Genomic DNA, 23,569 nt, shown 5'->3' with positions numbered 1-23,569 from the left:
TTTATTCCTTCACCTGATGAACGACATCAATGACCGAACCATCGCGGTAACGCACCACGGCAATCACACGGTCGGTGTATTCAATCGGGCGAGGCTGACCGGTGAGCAGTTGCGCACGCTCGCGCAGCCATTCGATCGACACCACTTTCATTCCCGCTTCTTTCAGACGTTCGGCCAGTTCCGGGCGCGCCGGGTTGACGGCGATACCGTGGTCTGTCACCAGAATGTCAACGCTGGAGCCTGGGGTCACGCAGGTGGTCACATTATCGACCAGCGTCGGGATACGACCGCGTACCAGCGGAGCGACGATAATAGACAGGGCAGCGGCAACAGCGGTATCGCAGTGACCGCCGGATGCGCCACGCAGTACGCCGTCAGAACCGGTCAGCACATTGACATTGAAGTGAGTGTCCACTTCCAGCGCGCTCAGTACCACGACATCCAGACGGTCAACCGATGCCCCTTTAGAACCCCAGTTGGCGTACTGGTTGGCGCTGATTTCGATGTGATTCGGGTTGCGGGCCAGTGACTCGGCGGCATTACGGTCAAAGCTTTGCACATCCAGCAGCTTGCGGATCAGCCCTTTCTCATGCAGGTCAACGATGGTGGCGGTGATCCCCCCCAGCGCGAAATCGGCACGAATATCGCGGCTGCGCATTTTGTCTTCCAGGAAACGGGTGACGGCAAGAGACGCGCCGCCGGTTCCGGTTTGCAGGGAGAATCCCTCTTTGAAGTAGCCGGAGTTGGCGATCACGTCTGCCGCGCTGCGGGCAATCAGCAGTTCGCGCGGGTTGGTGGTCATACGGGTCGCGTCCGCACCGATTTTATCGGCATCGCCCACCTGGTCTATCTGCACGATGAGATCCACCTGGTCCTGAGCAATGCTGGCCGGGTTATGCGGATAGGGCAGTAACGCTTCGGTCAGCAGCACGACCTGTTTTGCGTTTTCGGCATCGACTTTCGCATAGCCCAGAGAACCGCAACAGGCTTTACCGGTATAGCCATTGGCGTTACCGAAAGGATCGCAGGAAGGAACCCCGAGGAATGCCACGTCAATACTCAATTCACCGCTTTGTACGAGGTGTACACGACCGCCGTGTGAGTGAATTTGCACGGGTTCTTCCAGCAATCCGCGGGAAATCTCTTCCGCCAACGGTCCGCGCAGACCGGAGGTATAGATACGGCTCACCACACCCTTGCGGATATGACCGACCAGCGGCGCGTGGCAGTCGCTGAGCGAACTGGAGGCCAGCGTCAGATTTTTAAAGCCCATTCTGGCGATGGTGTCCATCACCAGGTTGATCGTCAGATCGCCGCCACGGAAAGCGTGGTGGAAAGAAATCGTCATACCGTCCTGCAAACCGGAACGGCGAATGGCCTCTTCGAGATCGGCACACAGTTTTTTGTTGCGTGGTTTTTGCGCCTGCAGGTTCTGTTTTGAGCTGCTCTGGTAGCCGGAAAGTTCACTTTCAGCGCGGCGGCTCCAGGCTGTTACCCGTTCTTTTCGTTGAAGTTGTTCGATTTTCTGCGTCATTTTTTTTGCCTTATTCTTCGCGGATGCCGGAAAGTTCTGCGCGGGAAAGCACCAGACGAGCACGTTCAATGACCGGGCTGTCTACCATCTTGCCGTTCAGCGAAACGACGCCACGACCTTCACGGGCAGCGGCTTCAGCGGCCTCCACCACCAGGCGGGCATGGGTCACTTCTTTCTGCGTCGGGGCATACAGGTTGTGCAGCAGTTCAATCTGACGTGGGTTAATGAGCGACTTGCCATCAAAACCCAACTGCTTGATATGCGAAGCTTCATTAAGGAAACCCGCTTCGTTGTTGGCATCGGAATAGACAGTGTCAAACGCCTGAATACCGGCGGAACGCGCCGCCTGCAAAATGGAGCAGCGGGCAAACAGAAGCTCGGTACCTTCTGGTGAACGCTCGGTACGCAGGTTACGTACGTAGTCTTCTGCACCCAGCGCAATACCGATCAGACGCTCAGACGCATGCGCAATTTCGACCGCGCGAGTGATGCCCAGCGGCGATTCCACGGCGGCTAACAAGCCGGTGCTGCCTGCTTCGCGACCGCAGGTTTTCTCAATGCGCAGGATCTCTTTTTCAATATCGATAACGTCCTGCGCAGTGTCGGTTTTCGGTAAACGCACAATATCGGCGCCACCGCGGACAACGGCTTCCAGGTCGTTGATACCCCATTCAGAATCGAGGGCATTAACGCGCACAATGGTTTCAATATCGTGATAGAGCGGATGTTGCAGGGCGTGGTACACCAGACGACGAGCGGCATCTTTTTCACGCAGGGCGACAGAGTCTTCAAGATCGAACATCAGCGCATCTGCCGGATAGATGAACGAATTGCTGATCATGGCGGCATTGGCGCCAGGCACGAACAACATACTGCGACGGGTGCGGGATTTGCGTTGTTGTAAGGAAGCGGAAATCATTGGCGATCCTCCCAGGGCAGTACCGGGATGCCGCTGGCGCGCGCCAGCAGGGTTTCCAGTCGGGCGCGTAAAATGCAGTCCAGCGCACCTTTATCATCGACATTTAGCTGTACGCCGCGCACATCGTAGCGTGAGAGCACGTCCAGAATGGTCGTGTGGATAGCATCGCCAAACTGTTTTTCAACACTGCTGTTGATTTGCAGGTCGATTTCCTGCGTGTCGAGTGGAGCGATGCGTATCATCACATCTCCAGACTCAAGGGTGCCGGCGACGGCTGCCTGGTTTATTTTCATTTTTCACCTGTTTCTAATGCGGGGGTCTTTTGGCGGACTGTCGCGCTGGATGGGTTGCGCTCAAGCATGTTCTGCAGATAGTGCAGAGTGGCTTCAGGCACCAGTGACGCGATAGCCGTGAGATCTTTTTTAACCAGCAGCTTGCGTACCCAGGAGGCGGAAATCGGCATCTCCTGAAAACACAGCCGCTCAATTTCCACCAGCTCAATGGGTGGGGCGGGAAGCGCGGGCGTCTCCAGCCAGTAACGCATATCGTGGTTGTACTGCGAGGTGACGGTACAAAACGGTTCAGTACCCACGAAACGGTGTGTGACGCCCAGTGCGGGGGCCAGGTACTGGCGGAAAATCTTCAGGTCGATTTCGGTGTAGCAGTGGTTGATAACACTCTGCTCTTTGATGAAATAGCACGGGAAGGTGGCGCGCGAGATGATGTATTCGGAGCCGCGATGGACGGTTAATCGCGGGATATCTGCCGTCCCTTTGAGCACTAAATCAAATCGGTCTTCGTACGGGAAACGGGATGTATCCTCTTTGACTAAGAATACGTGTAGCCAGTCGCATTGTGCGGCCGCTTGTTGGATCAGGTACCGATGACCGTTTGTGAACGGGTTGGCATTCATCACGATACAGCCAATTTTTTTGCCGTCCCGCCGCTGTTTTGCCAGCGATTCCGCGTAGCGTTTTAGTCGTGTGGTGCTGTTTTCCATCAGCACCATCACGCCGGGTACGCTGGTCAGCGTAGCGAAACCACACTGCTTAAACAGCGCTTCGTACTCGGTTTTTGTATAGATGAAGAGGTGCGTGCAGTTTCTTTCATAGGCGAGATTGATAAGCTCAGTCGCCAGCGTTAATGCTAAGCCTTCGCCCCGAACGGATTCGCTGATGGCGACGCATTTTATGATATTTCCAGCAATACCGCCGCAGGCGATCAGGCGATCGTCACGCATAACGGTAATGAATATTTCAACGGTGGTATCCACGCTCAGATCATTCTCTTTCAGGAATCGCGTGATCGCCGCCATTTTTATATTTTCAGAGCGTTTTACTTGTGTGAACACATTATTTTCAAACATAGTGAAAAGGATCCTGAAGATATATATTGTTGCTGGGTTTTTGTGTTTGTTGTGTAATTTTGCTAATTGATAACGTTTTGTTTACGTCAGGGTGTTTTGCTTTTTTTATTCACCATTAGTCCTCTTTCTCCCTGACACATACATCGTAAGGAGTATTAAAGAGGTAAATTTTGATTTATTTCACAAAGAGTTAGATGGTTTTTATGTGTTTTATGGTTTTAAGTTTTTTAATTAACTTAACGATCATTTAAGGCGTGGTTTTAATTTGTTTAATTGATTTAAGGTGGGGAATCTGTGACGATCTTAGATTATTATTATCTTCCGCAAGAAAACATTTTTATTACATCTCTGCGTTAAGTGTACCGGTTGACACACGTAAGGAACAATAATGGCCGTTCATAAAAATAAAAAACAGTTTCTTTTTTTTCGGCGCCTTGCGTTCCCGTTACGCATTTTTCTCCTTATTTTAGTGGTTTCTGTTTTTATCATCGCGGCCCTGGCCCGGTATTTTTCTGCGAGTTTCGAGGACTACCTGGTGACTCATGTCAGGGATATGGCGATGAACCAGGCGAAGATCATTGCCTCGAATGACAGCATTATCTCTGCCGTCGAGCATCGTGATTACCCACGTTTAGCCAGCATTGCAGACAAACTGCAAACCGATACCGATTTTGACTATGTCGTGATCGGCGACCGCAATTCGATTCGCCTCTACCACCCGAACCCGAAAAAAATTGGTCAGCCCATGCAGTTCACTAAACCCGGTGCGCTTGAAAAGGGTGAAAGCTATTTCATTATGGGGGAGGGGTCTATCGGCATGGCGATGCGCGCCAAGACGCCGATATTCAATGAACACGGTGAGGTGATCGGTGTTGTGTCAATTGGCTATCTGGTCAGCAAAATCGACAGTTGGCGGCTGGATTTTGTGTTACCGATGGCAGGCGTATTTGTCCTGTTATTGCTGGTATTAATGCTACTTTCGTGGCTTTTTGCGTCCCATATTCGCCGCCAGATGTTGGGGATGGAGCCAAAGCAAATCGCGCGCGTGGTACGCCAGCAGGAGGCGTTGTTTAGTTCCGTCTATGAAGGGTTAATTGCCGTTGATCCTGACGGGTTTATTACCGCCATTAACCGTAGCGCCAGGAAAATGCTGGGGTTGTCTTCTCCCGGGAGGCAGTGGCTGGGAAAACCGATTGAAGAGGTGGTGACACCCGCAGATTTCTTCACTCAGGAGATAGCAGAGCAACGCCAGAATGTGATGGCTAATTTTAATGGGCTCAGCGTTATTGCCAACCGCGAGGCGATCCGCTCTGGCGACGAGTTACTTGGGGCGATCATCAGCTTTCGAAGTAAGGATGAGATTTATACCCTCAATGCGCAACTGACCCAAATTAAACAATATGTCGAGAGCCTCAGAACTCTGCGCCATGAACATCTAAACTGGATGTCCACGCTCAATGGTTTGCTGCAAATGAAAGAGTATGATCGCGTCCGGGAGATGGTGCAGGGGGAATCACAGGCACAGCAGCAGCTTATCGATAGCTTACGCAGTGCGTTTGCCGATCGTCAGGTCGCTGGTTTACTGTTTGGCAAAGTGCAGCGTGCGCGGGAGTTGGGACTCCAGATGACGATTGTGCCGGGTAGCCAGCTACACCAGCTTCCTGAAGGGCTTGATAGCACAGAATTTGCGGCGATTGTCGGGAATTTGCTCGATAATGCCTTTGAAGCCAGTTTGCGGACCCCGCAAGGAAATAATGTTGTTGAACTCTTTTTGAGTGATGAAGGGGATGAAGTCATCATCGAAGTTGCCGATCAGGGTTGCGGCGTTCCTGAGGCATTGCGCGAAAAAATATTCGAACAGGGGGTCAGTACGCGAACTGACGAGCCTGGAGAACATGGTATTGGGCTGTATTTGATTGCAAGTTATGTGGGGCGCTGTGGGGGGATCATTACGCTGGAAGACAATGATCCTTGCGGCACCTTGTTTTCTCTATTTCTTCCGAAAGTGAAAAAAAACAATGACGGAACCATTAAGCATACTGATCGTTGAGGATGAAACGCTGCTGGCGGAAATGCACGCGGAATATATTCGCCATATTCCGGGTTTTAAACAGATCTGGCTTGCCGGAAATCTGGCGCAGGCCCGGATGATGATTGAGCGTTTTAAACCAGGACTCATTTTACTGGATAACTATCTGCCAGACGGAAAGGGCATCACGTTACTCCATGAATTGACGCAGTCACGCTACCCGGGGGGCGTGGTCTTTACCACGGCGGCCAGCGATATGGATACGGTGTCTGAGGCCGTGCGCAGCGGGGCGTTTGATTATCTGGTCAAACCGATTGCCTATGAACGACTCGGTCAAACGCTCACGCGGTATCAGCAGCGCAGGCGTATGCTGGCGGGTAACGACAGTGCCAGTCAGAGGCAAATTGACGAAATGTTTAATGCATATGCCCGGGGTGAAACTAAAGGCGATCTGCCTACCGGGATCGATGCATTAACGCTTAATGCGGTACTCAAGCTGTTTAGCGATCCGACGGTTCAGCATACCGCAGAAACGGTGGCGCAGGCGCTGACCATTAGCCGGACGACCTCCCGGCGCTATCTGGAATATTGTGCGGGTCGCCATCTGATCATTGCAGAGATTGTTCACGGTAAGATTGGCAGGCCGCAACGAATCTACCATGGGGGATGATTCGGCCATGCCGGATAGCGGTGCAATGAGCGTCGCTACCCGGCATTTAGACGTTAGCCGCCAATGAGCGATGACGCCGGCACCATGACTTCAGTGGCGATGATAACGATCAGCAGTCCCACCATCACCGGGACAGATGTCCGCTTCACCACTTCAAAAGGAGAGATTTTCGCCATACCCGCAACGGCAACGACGACGCCGGATACCGGGGAAATAGTACGGCCCAGATTTGACGCCTGCAGCATGGGAATAGACAGATAAGCCGGGTTAATGCCGGAAGAGTGCGCCAGTTTCGGGATCATCTCCACAAAGGCGTAGAAAGGCGCATTACCGGAGCCTGTTGTCATGGCCGCGAGCATGGTCAAAATCACAAGAACCAGCATCAGAATGATGCTTGCTGAGCCAAAAGAGGTGGCGATAGAGATCAGGCTCTGAATAAAACCGATGGTGCTCAGACCCTGAGCGAACACACCCGCCGCCACTAACAGCATCACCACGCCAGCAAAAGCGTCCGCCATTCCCCGATACGCCACTTCCAGCCCGGAAAAGACTTTTTGCGTATTGAAACCACGAACAAATTCCAGCAAGGCCGCTAATAACATACAGCTCACCAGAATCGTAATAATGTGCAGTTGCGGGCCCCATTTGCCATCAAACACCAGAACACCAATGATCGGGGTAAACGGCAGTATCGCGTAAAAAGAGGGGGCGCTGGTGGTGATTTCATTCACATCGAGCATTTCATGTGAAATGTTTTCTTTTTTATCCAGATAACGCTGCCAGAAAAAGTGGGCGATCGCCATGCCGATAATGGCGGCGATTGAGATCGGCAGCGTCGTTTTAAAGGCAAAATCGATCAACGGCATTTCCGCTGCTTTTGCGGCCAATACGACATCGCCAGAGGTTGGCGAGAGAATAATCGCCGCCGGGGACGCACAAATTGCAGCGGCCGCACCACGACTGATACCGACGTTGACCATCACAGGGAAGAGGGTCGCCATCAGCAGTACGCCAAGCCCCGTTGCGGAGGAGACGGCCAGCGACATCAGGCAGGCAACAAAATACGCGGCGATCATCAGTAAATAGGGCGAGTTGATATACTTCAGGGGCTTAGAGGCTAATTTGACCACCATGTCGTTGGCGCCAATATGCGTCATATAGGCAGCGAAACCACACAGCATCATGATCATCATGCCGAGATCGCCGCCGCGACTCATTAGCAAAATTTTAATATATTCAACGATATCTGTGGCTGTATAGCCTGTGCTGGTTTCACTGGCGGGTAAAACCTGGTGTCCCATGAGCGCACTGATAATTAGCAGTACCAATCCACCCACAAATAATACGCCGGTGGCTGAGTAGCCTTTAATGATGTAGCGCGCTACACCCACAATAACCACAACTCCTATAAGGAGTTCAATAAATGTCAACATTATTTCCCCTGTCGCATGGACACCCAGAAAGTGAAAACGAAGTAAATGACTGCAAAATAGTTTAAAAATGTGCCGAATAAACCGTATTCCCTTGCTGATTGAAATCAATAAAAAGACGGATTCAACGGCGGGCTGACTTTTTTTTAGCCAAAATCTTATTTGTTTTTGATTTGATGTGAGTTTGATGCAAAATTGTTAATTTTCGGGTGGTGACTGAATTTAAATAAGGTTAAGTCTATTTCCATACAATAAAAAAGGGAATTTGTGAGCGTTATTCCCGCGAGGAAATACAGTCGTCGACAATAGAAAACCCGCACTTTGCGATTTTTCTCAGTTCCCTTTTTGTTAAGGTTTTATTTGAGTTGGCTTTGTTACGATCGCCGTCGAACCCCAGAATGGTAATTATGTTGTGATTGTCGCTAAAAAGTATTTTCTTATTTATTCATTGCTGTTTGCTCAGTTGATACTCCTGCCTCAGGTCTTTGCAGAGGACAAAGGGTGGCTTGATACGCTCAAAGATAATGTTGCGCAAACCTGGCAACAGCCTGAACATTATGATCTTTATGTCCCCGCGATTACCTGGCATGCGCGATTTGCCTACGATAAAGAGAAAACGGATCGTTACAATGAACGTCCGTGGGGCGCGGGGTTTGGTCAATCACGCTGGGATGATAAAGGTAACTGGCACGGTCTTTATATTATGGCCTTTAAGGATTCTTACAATAAGTGGGAGCCGATTGGTGGTTATGGTTGGGAGAAAACCTGGCGACCGCTGGCGGATGATAATTTTCATATGGGGTTAGGTTTTACGGCGGGTGCTACCGCGCGTGATAACTGGAATTATATCCCTGTTCCCGTTTTATTACCGTTGGCTTCCATTGGCTATGGACCCGCGACGTTCCAGATGACCTACATCCCTGGAACCTATAACAACGGGAATGTTTACTTTGCCTGGATGCGCTTTCAGTTCTGACGCCTGAGTTCCGGACTTTTCTTAAGTAAAAAACATTAATAAAAACAAAGCGTAATAACGACGAGTTAAAAAATAACGCGACATTTATCACTTTTTGGCAAAGTTCGACTGGACAAAATGCACCACAATTGATGTACTGATACCCGACACAGCATTTGTGTCTATTTTTCATGTAAAGGTAATTTTGATGTCTAAGATTAAAGGTAACGTTAAGTGGTTTAATGAGTCCAAAGGATTCGGTTTCATTACTCCGGAAGATGGCAGCAAAGACGTGTTCGTACACTTCTCTGCAATCCAGACCAATGGTTTTAAAACTCTGGCTGAAGGTCAGCGCGTAGAGTTCGAAATCACTAACGGTGCCAAAGGCCCTTCTGCTGCAAACGTAACCGCTCTGTAAGCATACGACAGCAAGAATTCAAAACCCGCTTAATTGCGGGTTTTTTTTCGCGCCTAGCGCGCAGTCGACGCTGAAAAAAGCCAGAAGGCCATTGCCGTCATCGCAAAAGACCCTAACAGGTTGACCAGCACATTGAGCATCGCCCAGCCAAAACGTCCTTCCTGAAGCAGAAAAACGACCTCGGCTGAGAAGGTAGAGAATGTCGTTAAGCCGCCGCAAAAGCCCGTGGTGATGAGCACCTTCCACATCGGGTCGATATTCGTCATGCGATTGAACCACGCAAGCCCCATCCCAATGATAAAAGCACCCAACAAGTTTGCCACGAGTGTGCCAACAGGGAGCGCCTGATGCAGCGGGTTAAATCGCATACTCAACAGCCAACGTGCAACGCTACCTGTACCGCCACCAATAAAAACTGCTAAAAGAAGTTGTAACACAACACAATCCTGCTATTTGATTGGTATAGGGGTGAGTGTAACGCTGAATAATCCTCTTTGGCGAGTTCAACAAACGTAAGTGGAGGGAATATGTTCGTTGCAGCAGGGCAGTTTGCGGTGAGTCCCTTGTGGGAGAAGAATGCACAAACATGCGTCTCCTTGATGTCTCAGGCGGCAGAAAATGGGGCAGCGTTGCTGGTGTTGCCAGAGGCGTTACTGGCGCGTGACGATCTTGATCCCGACTTGTCGGTAAAATCAGCACAGCTTCTGGAAGGGGAGTTTTTGACCCGCTTGTTACGTGAGAGCGCCGGCAATGCCATGACGACCATTCTGACTCTTCATGTTCCCTCCACGCCGGGACGGGCATTTAACATGCTGGTTGCCCTACGAGCAGGCAGGATTGTGGCGCATTACGCGAAACTTCACCTTTACGATGCCTTCTCGATACAAGAGTCCCGCAATGTGGACGCAGGCGATGCCATTGCGCCACTGCTGGACGTTGATGATATGAAGGTGGGCCTGATGACCTGTTACGATTTGCGCTTCCCTGAGCTGGCATTAGCGCAGGCGCTACAGGGCGCGGAATTGCTGGTGCTTCCTGCGGCGTGGGTCAGAGGGACGCTTAAGGAGCATCATTGGTCAACGTTATTGGCTGCCAGGGCGCTGGACACAACGTGCTATATGATTGCAGCAGGGGAGTGCGGCAACAAAAATATTGGTCAAAGCCGTATTATCGATCCGTTTGGCGTCACGATAGCCGCTGCCGCCGAGACGCCGACATTGATTATGGCGGAGGTTTCCGCGCAGCGGGTTCGCCAGGTCCGGGCGCAACTTCCCGTGTTACATAACCGACGATTTGCGCCACCGCAATTATTATGACGTATTTTTAAACAATGCTTGATTCACCTTGTTACAGATTGCTATTGTGTGCGCGCGCCAAAAGACCGTTACAATTTTCAGGTTAATACGGCGCGTAACGCAGCCTGTTTTAAGTTAAGAAGGTATCTATGGGTGAGATTAGTATTACCAAACTGCTGGTGGTTGCCGCACTGGTTGTTCTGCTGTTTGGTACCAAGAAGTTACGTACGCTGGGTGGAGACCTGGGATCGGCAATTAAAGGCTTCAAGAAAGCGATGAACGATGAAGATGCCGGAGCGAAGAAAGACGCAAGCGGTGACGTTCAGGCTGAGAAACTCTCTCACAAAGAGTAATACCCGGAGCAGGATGTCCGCACGTTATACTCTACAGAGAAAAAAACCGGCGATTTGCCGGTTTTTTTTGTCTGAAATGTAAGTGAGTGTTACGCGATCACTTAACTTCCAGTCCTTTTGCCTGCAAATCTGCATGGTAAGAGGAACGAACAAACGGCCCACATGCGGCATGGGTAAAGCCCATCGCCATTGCTTCCGCTTTCATTTCCTCAAACTCATCAGGGCTGACATAGCGCTGTACCGGCAGGTGGTGACGACTTGGCTGCAGATACTGACCCAGGGTCAGCATGGTCACGCCATGGCGACGTAAATCGCGCATAACCTCAATGATTTCAGCGTTGGTTTCACCCAGACCGACCATCAGACCCGATTTGGTTGGGATCTCCGGATGCGCTTCTTTAAAGCGTTCCAGTAACTTCAGAGACCAATTGTAGTCAGCCCCCGGGCGAACCTGGCGATAGATACGCGGAACGTTCTCCAGGTTATGGTTAAAGACATCCGGTGGTGTTTCTGTGAGGATTTCCAGTGCGCGATCCATACGGCCACGGAAGTCCGGTACCAGCGTCTCAATTTTGATCGTCGGGCTTTTCTCGCGAATGGCCGTAATGCAATCAGCAAAGTGCTGAGCGCCGCCATCACGCAGATCGTCGCGATCGACGGAGGTGATGACAACATAGCGTAACGCCATATCAGCAATCGTCTGCGCCAGTTTTGACGGCTCGTTGGCATCCGGGGCAACCGGACGTCCATGCGCAACGTCACAGAACGGACAGCGGCGGGTACAAATCGCGCCGAGGATCATGAACGTCGCGGTACCGTGATTGAAACATTCAGCCAGGTTAGGGCAGGAGGCTTCCTCGCAGACAGAATGCAGGCCATTCTTACGCATTGCTGCTTTGATGCCCTGAATACGAGTGGAGTCCGCTGGAAGCTTTATTTTCATCCATTCCGGTTTACGCAGCAGGGCTTCACGCTCTGTTGCCACATTTTTTACCGGGATAAGGGCCATCTTATCGGCATCGCGGTATTTAACACCGCGTTCCATCACAATGGGTTTACTCATAGCGTGCGTGTTCCAGTTGCGAATAACGAAGGTAAGCGTTTCAATTCAAGGAAATGTTGTATTTATCAACTATTTTTGAATTAACTATACGCAGTATACCATTGAAACGGGCCATAAAGCAGCCTGAGTGGCCGGCAAAATGTAAAATAGTTGTTGTTTTGTGCTCTTCATCTCCCCCTCCCGGGCGGCTAAGCTGCAACATCTTCACATCGGAAAGCACTGCGTATGATGTCGATAACGTTCTCAAGGATAGGATCGCGCAGACTCACTTTGTTGTAATGCAGTGAAAATGCGATTTTTTCCTCGTTGAGAGCCGCGTAAGGGATATTTTTAAGCGACCAGCAATGGCTAAACAACGTGTAAAAACGTGCAGGCATCATGCCGATCACGTCGCTGTTCGCAATCATCGATGCGATAGTAAAGATGTTGTAGCTACTAAAGCTGACCTGCCGTTCCGGGAACATCTCCTGCACGCGTTGACGTAACGGGTGCAGATTCTGACCTTCCAGCATCAGCAGGGTATGTTCTGCGTTCTTCAGATTGTCTTCGGTGAGTGCTCCCGAAAGCAACGGGTGATCCTGACGACAGACAAGCTCCAGGGTGTCTGTAAACAAGACGTGGCGGTGTATCGCCTGATTGTTATAGGTGTGGTTGTCGATGATCAGGTCTGTCTGAAACTGGGTCAACTGGTTTTCCGCGTTGCTGACGGGAGTGTTGCGCAGCAGAAGTTGCGGGTAACGCTGTCTGATGGCGTTGTAGATTTCTGGCATGACCAGCGCGCCGACGGAAGAGGTTGTGCCGATGGTAATCGTGCGTTGCTTATCGTAACTACCTGTCAGATCCAGTGCCCCAAGAATCGATTCGAAGCCCTGACTAATATACTCGTGCAGGTGTGTGGCATAACGGGTTGGCGTAACGCCCTGACCCTTTCTAATAAATAAGGGATCAGGAAATATCGTCCGTAGTTTTTGAATAGACTGGCTAATAGCCGACGGCGTCAGATTGAGAATTTTGGCGGCATTAACAACACCTTTATGGACATAGACCGCTTCAAAAATAGTCAAAAGGTTGAGGTCGATATTTCTTAGGGTCTTGAATATTTGAGGCTGTTCTTCTCGCTGATGTTCAGGAGGACGTTTTTCAGACACATTACCGTCATTCACTTTTTTGCTCCGAAATCATTCGTGTTTTGAATGATTTAATAAATACAATACCCTGAATTTATATTTAAGATTGAAAATTAACCAACGCAATTATCTGCATTTATTTCAATAAGAGAGTCGAAAAATAGTCTTTATTTTTCATGTGGTTCGTCATTTTATCATGCAGTTGAATTAGGCAAAGCCATAACGACGTTATAGTAGATTGATTGAAAATATAGAAAGCGGGAGGGGAAGTAAAGCATTCAAAGTGTATATAACTAATGACCCAAAAATATATGGGTCATTATATTTCACGGATTACGACTTGATATATTCATGCTCTGGATTGTTAAGCAAAACTAACATGTTCGCCAGTAATCGGGGGCGTACATTATCGGTTGTCGCTTCGCTATCCCATTGAGATATTTTGGCCATCTCCATCCCTGCGTAACCACAAGGATTGATACGTAAGAACGGTGAAAGATCCATATTTACGTTGAGTGCCAGACCATGAAATGAACAGCCACGACGGATGCGTAAGCCCAAAGAACAAATTTTCTTTTCGCCAACATACACACCCGGCGCATCGGCACGCGGATGCGCGTCGATATTCAGCTCGGCAAGGGTATTGACGACAGTTTGTTCCAGCAACGTGACCAGCTCACGGACGCCCAGCTTACGGCGCTTAAGATCCAGCAGCACATACATTACCTGCTGACCCGGGCCGTGATAAGTGACTTGCCCGCCGCGATCGCTCTGGATGACGGGAATATCTCCCGGCATTAATACGTGTTCCGCTTTACCGGCCTGACCTTGCGTGAAGACAGGATGATGCTCAACCAGCCAAATTTCATCATTGCTGTTTTCATCGCGGGTATCGGTGAATTCGTGCATAGCCTGGGAAACGGGCTCGTAAGGCTGAAGACCGAGCTGGCGGACAAGAATTTTATCCTGATACAAAACGGCATCTCCGTAGAGAATGAATAAAAGAGGGGAAAGTATATCACAGAGGGAAACGCTGTTACCCGGACGACGCCGGGTAACCACGGTAATACGACTTACAGCACCATACGAACGATGTCGATGTTGCCTAATTCTTCATACAGGGTTTCTACCTGCTCAATATGAGTCGCAGTGATGGTGATAGAGACCGAGTGGTAATTGCCTTTGCTGCTGGGTTTTACCGTCGGGGAGTAATCACCTGGCGCATGGCGCTGTACCACTTCAACCACCTGATCAACCAGCTCAGGCAACGCCTGCCCCATTACTTTGTAAGTAAATGGTGTAGGGAATTCAAGCAGTTCGTTAAGTTTGGTTTTCATGTCAGCTCCGGCGTAACGTAAATAAATAATAACTCCCGCCAATGAGCGGGAGTTTTACTGATGCTTAGTATATGGGGATGGAAATCACACTTTCAAGTGTTCAATTTTTAACCAAACCAGTGGTGGAACATTAACTTAATGTAATCAACGATTTTACCGAAGAAGTTCCCTTCAGGAATTTCCTGCAACACCACCAGTGGGCGCTGCTCAATGGTTTTACCATCAAGCTGGAAGTTGATTGTGCCGACCACCTGGTTTTTTTGCAGCGGGGCATGCAATTCAGTGGTGTTCAGAACATAGCTGGCTTTCAGGTCTTTCATTCGACCGCGTGGGATCGTCAGGTAGACGTCTTTATCAACGCCTAACGAGGCGCGATCGGTATCACCAAACCAGGCGGGTTCAGATGCAAATTCTTTGCCGACCTTCAGTGGGTTTACGGTTTCAAAGAAACGGAAACCCCAGGTCAGCAGTTTCTTGCTTTCTGTTTCACGCCCTTTGTAAGTACGACCGCCCATCACCGCAGAAATCAAACGCATCTGACCTTCGGTTGCAGAGGCGACAAGGTTATACCCTGCTTTGTCAGTGTGACCCGTTTTGATACCGTCGACCTTCAGGCTGTTATCCCACAGCAGACCGTTACGGTTTAACTGACGAATACCGTTAAAGGTAAATTCTTTTTCGCGGTAGATGGAGTATTCGTTAGGCACGTCGCGGATTAAGGCCTGACCGATCAGCGCCATGTCGCGCGCAGAGCTGTATTGACCGTCAGCATCAAGGCCATGCACCGTCTGGAAATGCGTGTTTTGCAAGCCCAGCGCGCTAACGTAGCTGTTCATCAGGCCGACAAAGGCGTCCTGGCTACCCGCGGCGAAATCCGCCATCGCGACACAGGCGTCGTTGCCGGATTGCAGGTTAATACCACGGATCAACTGTGAAACGGGAACCTGCATACCGGGTTTCAGGAACATCAGGGATGAACCTTTAAATACCGGGTTGCCTGTCGCCCAGGCGTCGTTGCCAACAGTAACCAGATCCGTTTCTTTAAATTTACCGGCTTTCATTGCCTGACCGATGACATAGCTGGTCATCATCTTCGTCAGACTTGCCGGGTCGCGACGCATGTCAGCGTTCTGCTCTGCCAGGACTTTTCCGGAATTGTAATCGATCAGGATGTATGACTCCGCATCGATCTGCGGAACACCCGGGATCATGGTTTTAATATTCAGGTCATCGGCATGCACAGCGGATATGGAGGCTGCGCAAAGCGCCGTGGTGAGCGCCATGCGCTGCAGGAAACGAGCGGAAAAAGTGGTCTTCATGGTCTGAACTACGACATCCGTGATGAAATTAAAAAAGTGCCCTACTATAGCAAATGCTATACCCGCAGGCATCTGACTTTCGGCATGACTTTGTTAGCGTCATTGACAAAACTGACAGTTCAGATGCCTGCTTTACACCGCTACGCGCCGGTAATAAAGGACTGTAATTGAGCTTCGGATTGCAACCGTTGTTGCAAGGTACTGGCTTCGTTTTTACTGGCGAACGGCCCGAGCTGAATACGCCAGACGGCACCGTTTTGCACTACGCGACCCGGTACACCAAACTGCTGGCCTAAGCGCTGTTGATACTGTTTCGCGCGAGCCTGATCGCTCACGGCACCGACCTGAACCACAAAGTGACCGCTGATAGACGTCGATGAGGCTGGCGTTACTGCCGCACTTGATGTGGGGGCGGTGACGGGTGACGTCGTTGCGGCGGGCGCAGGCGTGGGTTCGCTACCTTCCAGTACGCCTGGTGCTAATGTGGTTGGCGCACCCAGGAAACCACTGCTGCTGACTGGCGCACCGGCAGAATCTTCGCTTGTTAGCGTCGAGTTGCTGATCGGGCGAACATCACCTTGTGGCGGTGTTGAGTCTGGTGCAGAAGAGGGACCCCCCGTACCGCCGCTGAGATCAGGGCGAGAAGGCAGGGCGTAGGTTTGTTTCGCAACGGTCGTACACGCCATACCGGGGCCGGAGAGCGAACCATCCTGTGCGACGATAATAGGATCAATCCGCACTTTGGTATTGTTCGACGTGTTCAGTCGGTCGGCAGCGGCACGGGAGAGTGAAATCACCCGATCATTGCCGTAAGGACCGCGATCGTTGATACGAACGACAATCATGCGACCGTTAGCCAGGTTAGTGACTCGCACATAGCTGGGGATCGGCAGCGTCGGGTGCGCGGCGGTAAGCTGCATCGGATCGAACGTTTCGCCTGACGCGGTCAGGTTGCTGCCCGGCTCGGCATCATAAATAGCGGCGAGCCCAGCCTGGCTAAAGCGAGAAGGATCCTGCACGATTTTGTAGCTTTTACCGTCGCGCTGATAATCCTGATTTGCCGTTGGGTTGAGCGGTTCAAAACGCGGATCGGCTCCGCTGATTTCAACAATCGGCCCATTACATACCGCTGGCTGCGGTGCGACGGTCGTTTGTTGCTGACCATCATCACTCGTACATGCCGCGAGCATTCCTGCTGCGATGCAGATTCCAAACCACTGCTTACGCATTGCGTACCCCTTACACGCTTTTCGACAACATTTTTCTGTGGGTGTGGATCGACATAACAATCCCGAACCCGGCCATCAGCACGATCAGTGCGGAGCCACCATAACTGACCAGCGGGAGTGGAACCCCGACAACGGGCAGAATACCGCTCACCATACCAATATTTACGAAAACATAAACGAATAATATCAACATCAAACCACCAGCCATGACCCGGCCGAAGGTCGTTTGTGCCCTGGCGGCAATCCACAGCCCGCGCATGATCAGCAAAATGTAAAGTGCGAGTAGAATTAATATGCCGACCAGACCGAGTTCTTCTGCCAGCACCGCAAAGATAAAGTCAGTATGGCGTTCAGGTAAGAATTCCAGCTGCGACTGCGTGCCGTGTAACCATCCCTTGCCGCGCAGCCCACCCGAGCCAATGGCAATTTTCGACTGGATAATGTGATAACCCGCACCCAGAGGGTCGGTTTCCGGATCAAGAAGCATCATCACGCGTTGGCGCTGATAGTCATGCATCAGGAAGAACCACAAGATGGGGATAAACGCGGCAACCAGCACCACGGCTACGCCAATCAGTCGCCAGCTCAGGCCGGAAAGGAACAGCACGAACAGACCGGAAAGCGCAACCAGAATTGAAGTGCCAAGGTCAGGCTGCGCTGCCACCAGCAGCGTAGGCATGAAGATCAAAACCAGCGCGATCGCCGTGTTCTTTAATGAAGGCGGGCAGACATCACGGTTGATAAAGCGCGCGACCATCAGGGGAACCGCTATTTTTGCAATCTCAGAGGGTTGAAAACGCACGATGCCAAGATCAAGCCAGCGTTGCGCCCCTTTGGATATTGCGCCGAAGGCATCGACCGCCACCAGCAAAATAATACAGAAAATATACAGATAGGGGGCCCAGCCTTCGTAGACACGAGGGGGGATTTGCGCCATCACCACCATGACCACCAGGCCCATGGCGATTTGCCCTACTTTTCGCTCCATCATGCCAATGTCCTGGCCGCTGGCGCTCCAGATAACCAGTGAGCTGTATACCAGCAGCGCAAGCAGAATAAGCATCATGGTGGGATCGATATGAATCTTGTCCCAGAACGTTCGTTTGTTCGGATTATCCGTCATGATTATTGGTCCTCCGCCGCTGTAACCGCTGGGTTTTCCGCAGGCAAATTGGTGTTGTTATCACCCAACATTATGTGGTCGAGGATTTGACGCATGATCGTCCCCACCGCCGGGCCTGCGCCACCGTTTTCAAGGATGATTGCCACGGCAACCCGCGGATCGTTGTACGGCGCGAATGCCGTCATCAGTTTATGGTCACGTAAACGCTCGGCAATTTTGTGCGCATTGTAGGTTTCATTGGCTTTCAGACCAAACACCTGCGCGGTACCGGATTTTGCGGCAATTTTGTAAGGCGCGCTGGCGAAGTATTTATGCGCAGTACCGTTCCCACGGTTTGCCACGCCATACATCCCATCTTTTGCCAGCTCCCAGTAACCCGAATGGATATCACCGACCGGTTTTTCGGGCGGTTGCTCCCAGGGAACCTGTTTACCGTTTTCTGTCGTACTCATCAGGAGATGAGGAACCTTCACCACACCGTCGTTGATCAGGATCATCAGCGCTTTACTCATCTGGATAGGTGTCGCGGTCCAGTATCCCTGGCCGATACCTACCGGAATGGTATCACCCTGATACCACGGTTTCTTAAAGCGCTTTTGTTTCCACTCACGGGTCGGCATGTTGCCGGAACGCTCTTCGGAGAGGTCGATCCCGGTATAATGACCGTAGCCAAACTTACTCATCCACTCGGAGAGGCGGTCTATCCCCATGTCATAGGCGATCTGATAGAAAAACGTATCCGCAGACTCTTCCAGTGATTTCGTGATGTTAAGGTGGCCATGACCCCATTTTTTCCAGTCGCGGTAGCGCTTCTCGGAACCCGGCAACTGCCACCAGCCTGGGTCAAACAGACCGGTATTGCGGTTGATCACCCCGGCACTGAGCGCAGATACCACCACATACGGTTTCACCGTTGAGGCAGGAGGATAAACACCCTGGGTGGCGCGGTTCACCAGCGGCGTATTCGGATCGTTGAGCAAACCTGAATAATCTTTGCTGGAGATGCCATCGACAAAGAGGTTAGGATCGTAACTTGGCATGGAGACCATCGCCAGTACGCCGCCCGTTCGGGGATCGGTCACCACGACAGCGGCACGGCTGCCTGCCAGCAGCGTTTCGATATATTGCTGAAGTTTAAGATCCAACGTCAGGTAGATGTCGCGCCCGGCCTGCGGCGGCACTTCTTTGAGCTGGCGAATAACGCGCCCACGGTTGTTGACTTCAACTTCTTCGTAACCGGTCTGACCGTGCAGAACTTCTTCGTAATAACGCTCAATACCGAGCTTACCGATATCATGCGTTGCAGCATAGTTGGCCAGTTTGCCGTCTTTATCAAGGCGCTCGACATCTTTGTCGTTAATCTTTGAAACGTAGCCAATGACGTGGGTCAGCGCAGAACCATACGGGTAGTAGCGACGTTTATAGCCTTTCACTTCCACGCCGGGAAAACGGTACTGATTGACGGCAAAACGCGCCACCTGAACTTCTGTCAGGTTCGTTTTAACGGGAATAGAGGTAAAGCGGTGGGAGCGCGAGCGCTCTTTTTTGAAGGCCGCGATATCGTCATCGTTTAAATCGACGACACTGCGTAGCGCATCCAGCGTTTCCTGAACGTTATCCACCTTTTCAGGCATCATTTCTATCTGATAAATGGTGCGGTTAAGGGCTAAGGGGATACCGTTACGGTCGTATATGATCCCGCGACTGGGGGCGATAGGCACCAGTTTGATACGGTTTTCATTTGAACGGGTCTGATAATCGGTAAAACGCACGATTTGCAGATTATAAAGGTTGGCGATGAGCACGCCGGTCAGCAGCAATATACCCAAAAAGGCAACCAGCGCCCGGCGCACAAACAGCGCGGACTCAGCCGTATAGTCGCGAAAAGAATTCTGTAGTTTCATCCGCTGCTTAATCTACTCAAGGCTTAAACGATCACTCACGGTGATAAGGGTGATTGGTGGTAATGCTCCACGCCCGGTACAGACTCTCTGCGACCAGCACCCGTACAAGCGGGTGGGGAAGCGTTAGCGCAGAGAGGGACCAGCTTTGTTCTGCCGCTGCTTTACAGGCCGGAGATAATCCCTCCGGGCCGCCAATCAGCAGGCTGACGTCGCGGCCATCCAGCTTCCAGCGTTCCAGTTCTGTCGCCAGTTGCGGCGTATCCCAGGGTTTGCCCGGGATATCCAGGGTGACGATGCGGTTTTTGCCTGCGGCGGCCAGCATCTGTTCACCCTCTTTGTCGAGTATGCGTTTAATATCCGCGTTCTTGCCGCGCTTTCCCGCTGGAATTTCTATCAGCTCAAAAGGCATGTCTTTTGGAAAACGCCGAAGGTACTCCGTAAATCCCGTTTGTACCCAGTCAGGCATTTTCGTGCCAACAGCGACAAGTTGAAGCTTCACGCATTAACTCCAGAGTTTTTCCAGTTCGTACAGACGACGGCTCTCTTCCTGCATGACATGAACGATGACATCGCCCAGGTCAACGACAATCCAGTCTGCCACGTTTTCACCTTCAACGCCGAGCGGCAGCATACCGGCAGCGCGAGATTCCTGTACCACGTGGTCGGCGATGGACATAACATGACGGCTGGATGTACCGGTGCAGATAATCATGCAGTCGGTGATACTGGATTTACCCTGAACGTCTAAGGTGATGATGTCCTGACCTTTCAGGTCATCAATTTTGTCAATAACAAAATCCTGGAGTGCTTTACCCTGCAAGTTTTCCCCCTGGGGTATGAATAGAGATAAAAAGGCCCGTTAGTATACCTGAACCAGAGGCGATGTCGGGACAAAAGTCACCGAACAGGCTTTAGAAAGTGGGCTATCATCCCACCCCACGCAACAGAATGCATCGCCATTTTTGTAAAACAATTTCTGCGAAGCTCTGAACGACGAAAAAAGTCTGGCTGCGGAGGATATCAGCCTGTCAGGGGGTGTCAATGATCGCGACGCCGCTGAAGTGAAAAAAGAGAGTTTTACTCACCCGGCGTCCAGATTGCCCGACTGTTCAACACCTTTAACGTGGCAAAATCTTCACAGAAATCAATGGCGCTCCAGCAGCCCTGATCGACCCGGAAATGCCATATCGAGGTTGCGGGCATCGATAACAGCCGTGCAATCAGCAGGCTCAATACGCCCTGATGGCTGACCACCAGTAAGTTATTATATTCTTTGTAATCAGATAATTGTGCGATGAACCGTTCGATGCGCTGCGAAAAAGCCTGAAAACCTTCGCCATTGGTGGGAATGGCGTTTTGCCAGTCTGCGCACCAGGCGGCGTAGCTTTCGGCGTCTTCACGTGCCAGATCGCGGTGGTGTCGCATTTCCCAGTCGCCAAAAAACATCTCATTAAGCTCCGGTAAAATACGCACCGGAACGTCACGTTCGTGCAGAACCAACCGCGCGGTGTGGCGAGCGCGCTCCAGTTCACTGCAAAACACCTTCTCGAAAGGCACATCACGCAGCAATGTATGCAACGTGCTGGCCTGTGCTATTCCTTTGTCTGTCAGCGGTGTGGGCGCATGGCCACTGTATAGCCCGGCTACGTTAGCTTCGGTTTCCCCATGACGTACTAACCAGAGTCGCATTTTTTCCCTCTTGATACCTATTCACGCAAAACATGATATTCGCCCTGATTGCGCAAGGTTTTTTCAATAAACTAGACGCTTTTAGCCGGAGCGGCACGATGTCTCTACTGAAGAGTGAACATGGCGGTAACACCCGGGAAGCCGCCGCATTGTTGGGCATCTTGCCTGAACAGTTGCTGGATTTTAGCGCAAATATCAATCCCCTGGGTATGCCTGAAAGCCTAAAACGCGCGATCGTCGACAATCTTGCCAGTGCAGAGAAATATCCTGACGTGGAATATTTCAGTTTGCATCAGGCGCTGGCGCGACATCATGGCATTCCTGCTGCGTGGATTCTGGCGGGCAATGGCGAAACGGAGTCTATCTTTACGCTGGTGAAAGGCCTCAAGCCGCGCCATGCGATGATTGTGACCCCAGGATTTGCCGAATACCGGCGGGCGCTACAGTGGGGGGAGTGTCAGATCCGCGAGTTTGCGCTTCGTGAAGCCGATGGCTGGCAGTTGACTGACGCGATCCTCGGTGCGTTGACGCCTGAACTGGATTGCCTCTTTCTTTGTACGCCCAACAACCCGACCGGGCTGCTGCCTGATCCCCATTTGATCCTGACGATCGCCGAACGCTGTAAAGCGCTGGGAATCGCCTTGATCCTCGACGAAGCATTCATTGATTTTATTCCTGATCAGCAGGGATTTATTCCGCTGCTGGAACAACATCCGCACATCTGGGTACTACGCTCGCTCACCAAATTTTACGCCATACCGGGCCTGCGCCTGGGGTATCTGGTCAACAGTGACGAGCGTGCCGTGGCGAAGATGCGTAATCAGCAAATGCCGTGGTCTATCAATGCGTTTGCCGCACTTGCCGGTGAAATTATATTGCAGGATACCGCGTATCAGCAGGCGACGTGGCAGTGGCTGGCACACGAGGGCCAGCGATTTTATGCGCGTTTGCGTGCATTACCGGGGCTGACGGTGTATCCCGGCCAGGCGAATTATCTTCTGTTACGGTGTGACAGGAAGGGCGTTGATTTACAACAGGCTTTGCTGGAACAGCATATTTTGATTCGCAGTTGCGCCAACTACCCAGGCCTTGATACTCGTTTTTACCGGGTAGCAATTCGTAGCCGCGAGGAGAATAACCCGCTGCTCACTGCGCTGAGCGCAGTGTTTACTGATACAGTCCCTGCTGATTGATGTAGTTCAGCACCGACTCAGGCAGCAAATCATCGCAGGGCTCGCCTTTTTCCAGACGCTCGCGAATTAACGTTGCGGAGATATTGAACCATGGGGTTTCTGCCAGATAGATTTTGCCTGCAGGTGACAGGTGTAAATCATCTGGCACCGAGGTCAGATGGCGTTCCAGCCATTGCTGATGTTGCTCATTCGCCATTTGCAGCGGGTATCCCGGACGCCGACAGACGATCAAATGGGTATTGTCCAGAATGGTTTCATAGTCATACCATGAGGGGAAGGTGAGCAGTGAGTCCTGGCCGATGATAAAGGCCAGAGGGCATTCAGGGCCCTGCTCAATCCGCCATTCGTGCAGCGTTTGCGCAGTGTAAGAGGCGGTGGGGCGTTTCAGCTCACGCTCATCCAGAACAAATAACGGTTTGTCGGCGATGGCCAGTTCAAGCATGTGTTTGCGCTGGATTCCCGAGGCTTCTGGTTGCGGGCGATGCGGCGGCACGTTGTTGGGCATGACAATAACCCGGGACAAGCCAATCAAATTGGCCAGCGTTTCTACGGGTTTGAGATGACCATAATGCACCGGATCAAAGGTGCCGCCAAACAGAGCCTGCAATGATTTCAT

25 protein-coding genes are annotated in these 23,569 nt (G+C 51.3%); 7 read left to right on the top strand and 18 right to left on the bottom strand.

Annotated features, from left to right (window positions below):
* Nucleotide 1: 1 nt before the first annotated feature.
* The 4 genes from citF to citC are packed head-to-tail and all read right to left on the bottom strand — an operon-like array spanning nucleotide 2 to nucleotide 3,819.
* A complete protein-coding gene (gene citF, locus ACO7SM_RS15635) occupies nucleotides 2-1,534 on the bottom strand; it encodes a citrate lyase subunit alpha (RefSeq protein WP_490468289.1) in 1,533 nt (510 codons plus the stop codon).
* Between the two features lie 10 nt (nucleotides 1,535-1,544).
* On the bottom strand, nucleotides 1,545-2,453 hold the full coding sequence (gene citE / locus ACO7SM_RS15630; protein WP_490468288.1) for a citrate (pro-3S)-lyase subunit beta: 909 nt from the start codon (nucleotides 2,451-2,453) through the stop codon (nucleotides 1,545-1,547).
* Nucleotides 2,450-2,746: a citrate lyase acyl carrier protein gene (gene citD, locus ACO7SM_RS15625; protein WP_490468287.1), complete on the bottom strand. Its 297-nt coding sequence runs from the start codon at nucleotides 2,744-2,746 to the stop codon at nucleotides 2,450-2,452. Before citD ends, citE begins: the two co-directional genes overlap by 4 nt.
* Nucleotides 2,743-3,819, bottom strand: coding sequence for a [citrate (pro-3S)-lyase] ligase (gene citC / locus ACO7SM_RS15620; protein ID WP_490468286.1), 1,077 nt, complete (start codon nucleotides 3,817-3,819; stop codon nucleotides 2,743-2,745). The genes citD and citC overlap by 4 nt, the downstream gene beginning before the upstream one ends.
* Before the next feature lie 388 nt (nucleotides 3,820-4,207).
* On the opposite strand from citC, the gene dpiB reads away from it, so the two are divergent.
* A complete protein-coding gene (dpiB, locus tag ACO7SM_RS15615) occupies nucleotides 4,208-5,869 on the top strand; it encodes a sensor histidine kinase DpiB (protein WP_490468285.1) in 1,662 nt (553 codons plus the stop codon).
* The gene (gene dpiA, locus ACO7SM_RS15610; RefSeq protein ID WP_490468284.1) at nucleotides 5,838-6,518 is read left to right on the top strand and encodes a two-component response regulator DpiA; all 681 of its coding nucleotides are present in this window, start codon (nucleotides 5,838-5,840) and stop codon (nucleotides 6,516-6,518) included. The genes dpiB and dpiA overlap by 32 nt, the downstream gene beginning before the upstream one ends.
* A 53-nt stretch (nucleotides 6,519-6,571) precedes the next feature.
* On the opposite strand, the gene dcuC is transcribed toward dpiA, so the two are convergent.
* On the bottom strand, nucleotides 6,572-7,951 hold the full coding sequence (dcuC, locus tag ACO7SM_RS15605) for an anaerobic C4-dicarboxylate transporter DcuC (protein ID WP_490468283.1): 1,380 nt from the start codon (nucleotides 7,949-7,951) through the stop codon (nucleotides 6,572-6,574).
* Between the two features lie 409 nt (nucleotides 7,952-8,360).
* Between dcuC and pagP the strand changes: the two genes are divergently transcribed.
* Nucleotides 8,361-8,924 carry a lipid IV(A) palmitoyltransferase PagP gene (gene pagP / locus ACO7SM_RS15600; RefSeq protein WP_490468282.1) on the top strand — a complete coding sequence of 188 codons (564 nt, stop codon included), beginning with the start codon at nucleotides 8,361-8,363 and terminating at the stop codon, nucleotides 8,922-8,924.
* A 187-nt stretch (nucleotides 8,925-9,111) separates the two neighbouring features.
* Nucleotides 9,112-9,321, top strand: coding sequence for a transcription antiterminator/RNA stability regulator CspE (gene cspE / locus ACO7SM_RS15595; RefSeq protein WP_000034826.1), 210 nt, complete (start codon nucleotides 9,112-9,114; stop codon nucleotides 9,319-9,321).
* Between the two features lie 53 nt (nucleotides 9,322-9,374).
* Here the strand turns inward: cspE and crcB are convergent, their stop codons facing one another.
* On the bottom strand, nucleotides 9,375-9,758 hold the full coding sequence (gene crcB / locus ACO7SM_RS15590; protein WP_490468281.1) for a fluoride efflux transporter CrcB: 384 nt from the start codon (nucleotides 9,756-9,758) through the stop codon (nucleotides 9,375-9,377).
* Nucleotides 9,759-9,848: 90 nt separating this feature from the next.
* Between crcB and ACO7SM_RS15585 the strand changes: the two genes are divergently transcribed.
* Complete coding sequence (locus tag ACO7SM_RS15585) at nucleotides 9,849-10,637, top strand: deaminated glutathione amidase (RefSeq protein ID WP_490468280.1); 789 nt, start codon at nucleotides 9,849-9,851, stop codon at nucleotides 10,635-10,637.
* 128 nt (nucleotides 10,638-10,765) lie between these two features.
* Nucleotides 10,766-10,969 (top strand): twin-arginine translocase subunit TatE, encoded by a 204-nt coding sequence (gene tatE, locus ACO7SM_RS15580; RefSeq protein WP_192611531.1) that lies wholly within the window; start codon nucleotides 10,766-10,768, stop codon nucleotides 10,967-10,969.
* A 97-nt stretch (nucleotides 10,970-11,066) separates the two neighbouring features.
* On the opposite strand, the gene lipA is transcribed toward tatE, so the two are convergent.
* The 11 genes from lipA to ACO7SM_RS15525 form a co-directional block, all read right to left on the bottom strand.
* Complete coding sequence (lipA, locus tag ACO7SM_RS15575) at nucleotides 11,067-12,032, bottom strand: lipoyl synthase (RefSeq protein WP_490468279.1); 966 nt, start codon at nucleotides 12,030-12,032, stop codon at nucleotides 11,067-11,069.
* Nucleotides 12,033-12,220: 188 nt separating this feature from the next.
* Nucleotides 12,221-13,195 carry a YbeF family transcriptional regulator gene (locus ACO7SM_RS15570; protein ID WP_490468278.1) on the bottom strand — a complete coding sequence of 325 codons (975 nt, stop codon included), beginning with the start codon at nucleotides 13,193-13,195 and terminating at the stop codon, nucleotides 12,221-12,223.
* Between the two features lie 297 nt (nucleotides 13,196-13,492).
* Complete coding sequence (gene lipB / locus ACO7SM_RS15565) at nucleotides 13,493-14,134, bottom strand: lipoyl(octanoyl) transferase LipB (RefSeq protein ID WP_490468277.1); 642 nt, start codon at nucleotides 14,132-14,134, stop codon at nucleotides 13,493-13,495.
* Nucleotides 14,135-14,232: 98 nt separating this feature from the next.
* The gene (ybeD, locus tag ACO7SM_RS15560; RefSeq protein WP_003022706.1) at nucleotides 14,233-14,496 is read right to left on the bottom strand and encodes a DUF493 family protein YbeD; all 264 of its coding nucleotides are present in this window, start codon (nucleotides 14,494-14,496) and stop codon (nucleotides 14,233-14,235) included.
* A 107-nt stretch (nucleotides 14,497-14,603) separates the two neighbouring features.
* Nucleotides 14,604-15,815, bottom strand: coding sequence for a D-alanyl-D-alanine carboxypeptidase DacA (dacA, locus tag ACO7SM_RS15555; RefSeq protein ID WP_192611535.1), 1,212 nt, complete (start codon nucleotides 15,813-15,815; stop codon nucleotides 14,604-14,606).
* 140 nt (nucleotides 15,816-15,955) lie between these two features.
* On the bottom strand, nucleotides 15,956-17,044 hold the full coding sequence (gene rlpA, locus ACO7SM_RS15550) for an endolytic peptidoglycan transglycosylase RlpA (RefSeq protein WP_490468276.1): 1,089 nt from the start codon (nucleotides 17,042-17,044) through the stop codon (nucleotides 15,956-15,958).
* 10 nt (nucleotides 17,045-17,054) lie between these two features.
* A complete protein-coding gene (mrdB, locus tag ACO7SM_RS15545) occupies nucleotides 17,055-18,167 on the bottom strand; it encodes a peptidoglycan glycosyltransferase MrdB (protein ID WP_192611537.1) in 1,113 nt (370 codons plus the stop codon).
* A gap of 2 nt (nucleotides 18,168-18,169) precedes the next feature.
* Nucleotides 18,170-20,071 carry a peptidoglycan DD-transpeptidase MrdA gene (mrdA, locus tag ACO7SM_RS15540; RefSeq protein WP_490468275.1) on the bottom strand — a complete coding sequence of 634 codons (1,902 nt, stop codon included), beginning with the start codon at nucleotides 20,069-20,071 and terminating at the stop codon, nucleotides 18,170-18,172.
* A 31-nt stretch (nucleotides 20,072-20,102) separates the two neighbouring features.
* Nucleotides 20,103-20,570 carry a 23S rRNA (pseudouridine(1915)-N(3))-methyltransferase RlmH gene (gene rlmH / locus ACO7SM_RS15535; protein ID WP_003022725.1) on the bottom strand — a complete coding sequence of 156 codons (468 nt, stop codon included), beginning with the start codon at nucleotides 20,568-20,570 and terminating at the stop codon, nucleotides 20,103-20,105.
* A gap of 3 nt (nucleotides 20,571-20,573) precedes the next feature.
* Nucleotides 20,574-20,891 (bottom strand): ribosome silencing factor, encoded by a 318-nt coding sequence (gene rsfS / locus ACO7SM_RS15530; RefSeq protein ID WP_490468274.1) that lies wholly within the window; start codon nucleotides 20,889-20,891, stop codon nucleotides 20,574-20,576.
* A gap of 257 nt (nucleotides 20,892-21,148) precedes the next feature.
* On the bottom strand, nucleotides 21,149-21,760 hold the full coding sequence (locus ACO7SM_RS15525; RefSeq protein ID WP_490468273.1) for an adenosylcobalamin/alpha-ribazole phosphatase: 612 nt from the start codon (nucleotides 21,758-21,760) through the stop codon (nucleotides 21,149-21,151).
* A gap of 98 nt (nucleotides 21,761-21,858) precedes the next feature.
* Here ACO7SM_RS15525 and cobD point away from each other — a divergent pair, with 98 nt between their 5' ends.
* Entirely contained in the window at nucleotides 21,859-22,953 is a 1,095-nt protein-coding gene (gene cobD / locus ACO7SM_RS15520; RefSeq protein ID WP_490468272.1) for a threonine-phosphate decarboxylase CobD, read from the top strand.
* Here the strand turns inward: cobD and nadD are convergent.
* A complete protein-coding gene (gene nadD, locus ACO7SM_RS15515; protein WP_490470960.1) occupies nucleotides 22,928-23,569 on the bottom strand; it encodes a nicotinate-nucleotide adenylyltransferase in 642 nt (213 codons plus the stop codon). The genes cobD and nadD overlap by 26 nt on opposite strands.

Source organism: Citrobacter sp. LJND-P06, from assembly GCF_058188415.1.
Note: the sequence above shows the minus strand (reverse complement) of the source record. Positions and strands in the feature narration are given on the sequence as shown.

Bases quoted from the DNA above. Each gene is read 5' to 3' on its own strand.
- ACO7SM_RS15585 (WP_490468280.1), top strand. From the start codon at position 9,849: ATGTTCGTTGCAGCAGGGCAGTTTGCGGTGAGTCCCTTGTGGGAGAAG.
- dpiB (WP_490468285.1), top strand. From the start codon at position 4,208: ATGGCCGTTCATAAAAATAAAAAACAGTTTCTTTTTTTTCGGCGCCTT.
- rlpA (WP_490468276.1), bottom strand. From the start codon at position 17,044: ATGCGTAAGCAGTGGTTTGGAATCTGCATCGCAGCAGGAATGCTCGCG.
- ACO7SM_RS15525 (WP_490468273.1), bottom strand. From the start codon at position 21,760: ATGCGACTCTGGTTAGTACGTCATGGGGAAACCGAAGCTAACGTAGCC.
- mrdA (WP_490468275.1), bottom strand. From the start codon at position 20,071: ATGAAACTACAGAATTCTTTTCGCGACTATACGGCTGAGTCCGCGCTG.
- cspE (WP_000034826.1), top strand. From the start codon at position 9,112: ATGTCTAAGATTAAAGGTAACGTTAAGTGGTTTAATGAGTCCAAAGGA.
- ybeD (WP_003022706.1), bottom strand. From the start codon at position 14,496: ATGAAAACCAAACTTAACGAACTGCTTGAATTCCCTACACCATTTACT.
- dcuC (WP_490468283.1), bottom strand. From the start codon at position 7,951: ATGTTGACATTTATTGAACTCCTTATAGGAGTTGTGGTTATTGTGGGT.
- lipA (WP_490468279.1), bottom strand. From the start codon at position 12,032: ATGAGTAAACCCATTGTGATGGAACGCGGTGTTAAATACCGCGATGCC.
- cobD (WP_490468272.1), top strand. From the start codon at position 21,859: ATGTCTCTACTGAAGAGTGAACATGGCGGTAACACCCGGGAAGCCGCC.
- citD (WP_490468287.1), bottom strand. From the start codon at position 2,746: ATGAAAATAAACCAGGCAGCCGTCGCCGGCACCCTTGAGTCTGGAGAT.
- dpiA (WP_490468284.1), top strand. From the start codon at position 5,838: ATGACGGAACCATTAAGCATACTGATCGTTGAGGATGAAACGCTGCTG.
- dacA (WP_192611535.1), bottom strand. From the start codon at position 15,815: ATGAAGACCACTTTTTCCGCTCGTTTCCTGCAGCGCATGGCGCTCACC.
- citE (WP_490468288.1), bottom strand. From the start codon at position 2,453: ATGATTTCCGCTTCCTTACAACAACGCAAATCCCGCACCCGTCGCAGT.
- tatE (WP_192611531.1), top strand. From the start codon at position 10,766: ATGGGTGAGATTAGTATTACCAAACTGCTGGTGGTTGCCGCACTGGTT.
- citF (WP_490468289.1), bottom strand. From the start codon at position 1,534: ATGACGCAGAAAATCGAACAACTTCAACGAAAAGAACGGGTAACAGCC.
- mrdB (WP_192611537.1), bottom strand. From the start codon at position 18,167: ATGACGGATAATCCGAACAAACGAACGTTCTGGGACAAGATTCATATC.
- citC (WP_490468286.1), bottom strand. From the start codon at position 3,819: ATGTTTGAAAATAATGTGTTCACACAAGTAAAACGCTCTGAAAATATA.
- nadD (WP_490470960.1), bottom strand. From the start codon at position 23,569: ATGAAATCATTGCAGGCTCTGTTTGGCGGCACCTTTGATCCGGTGCAT.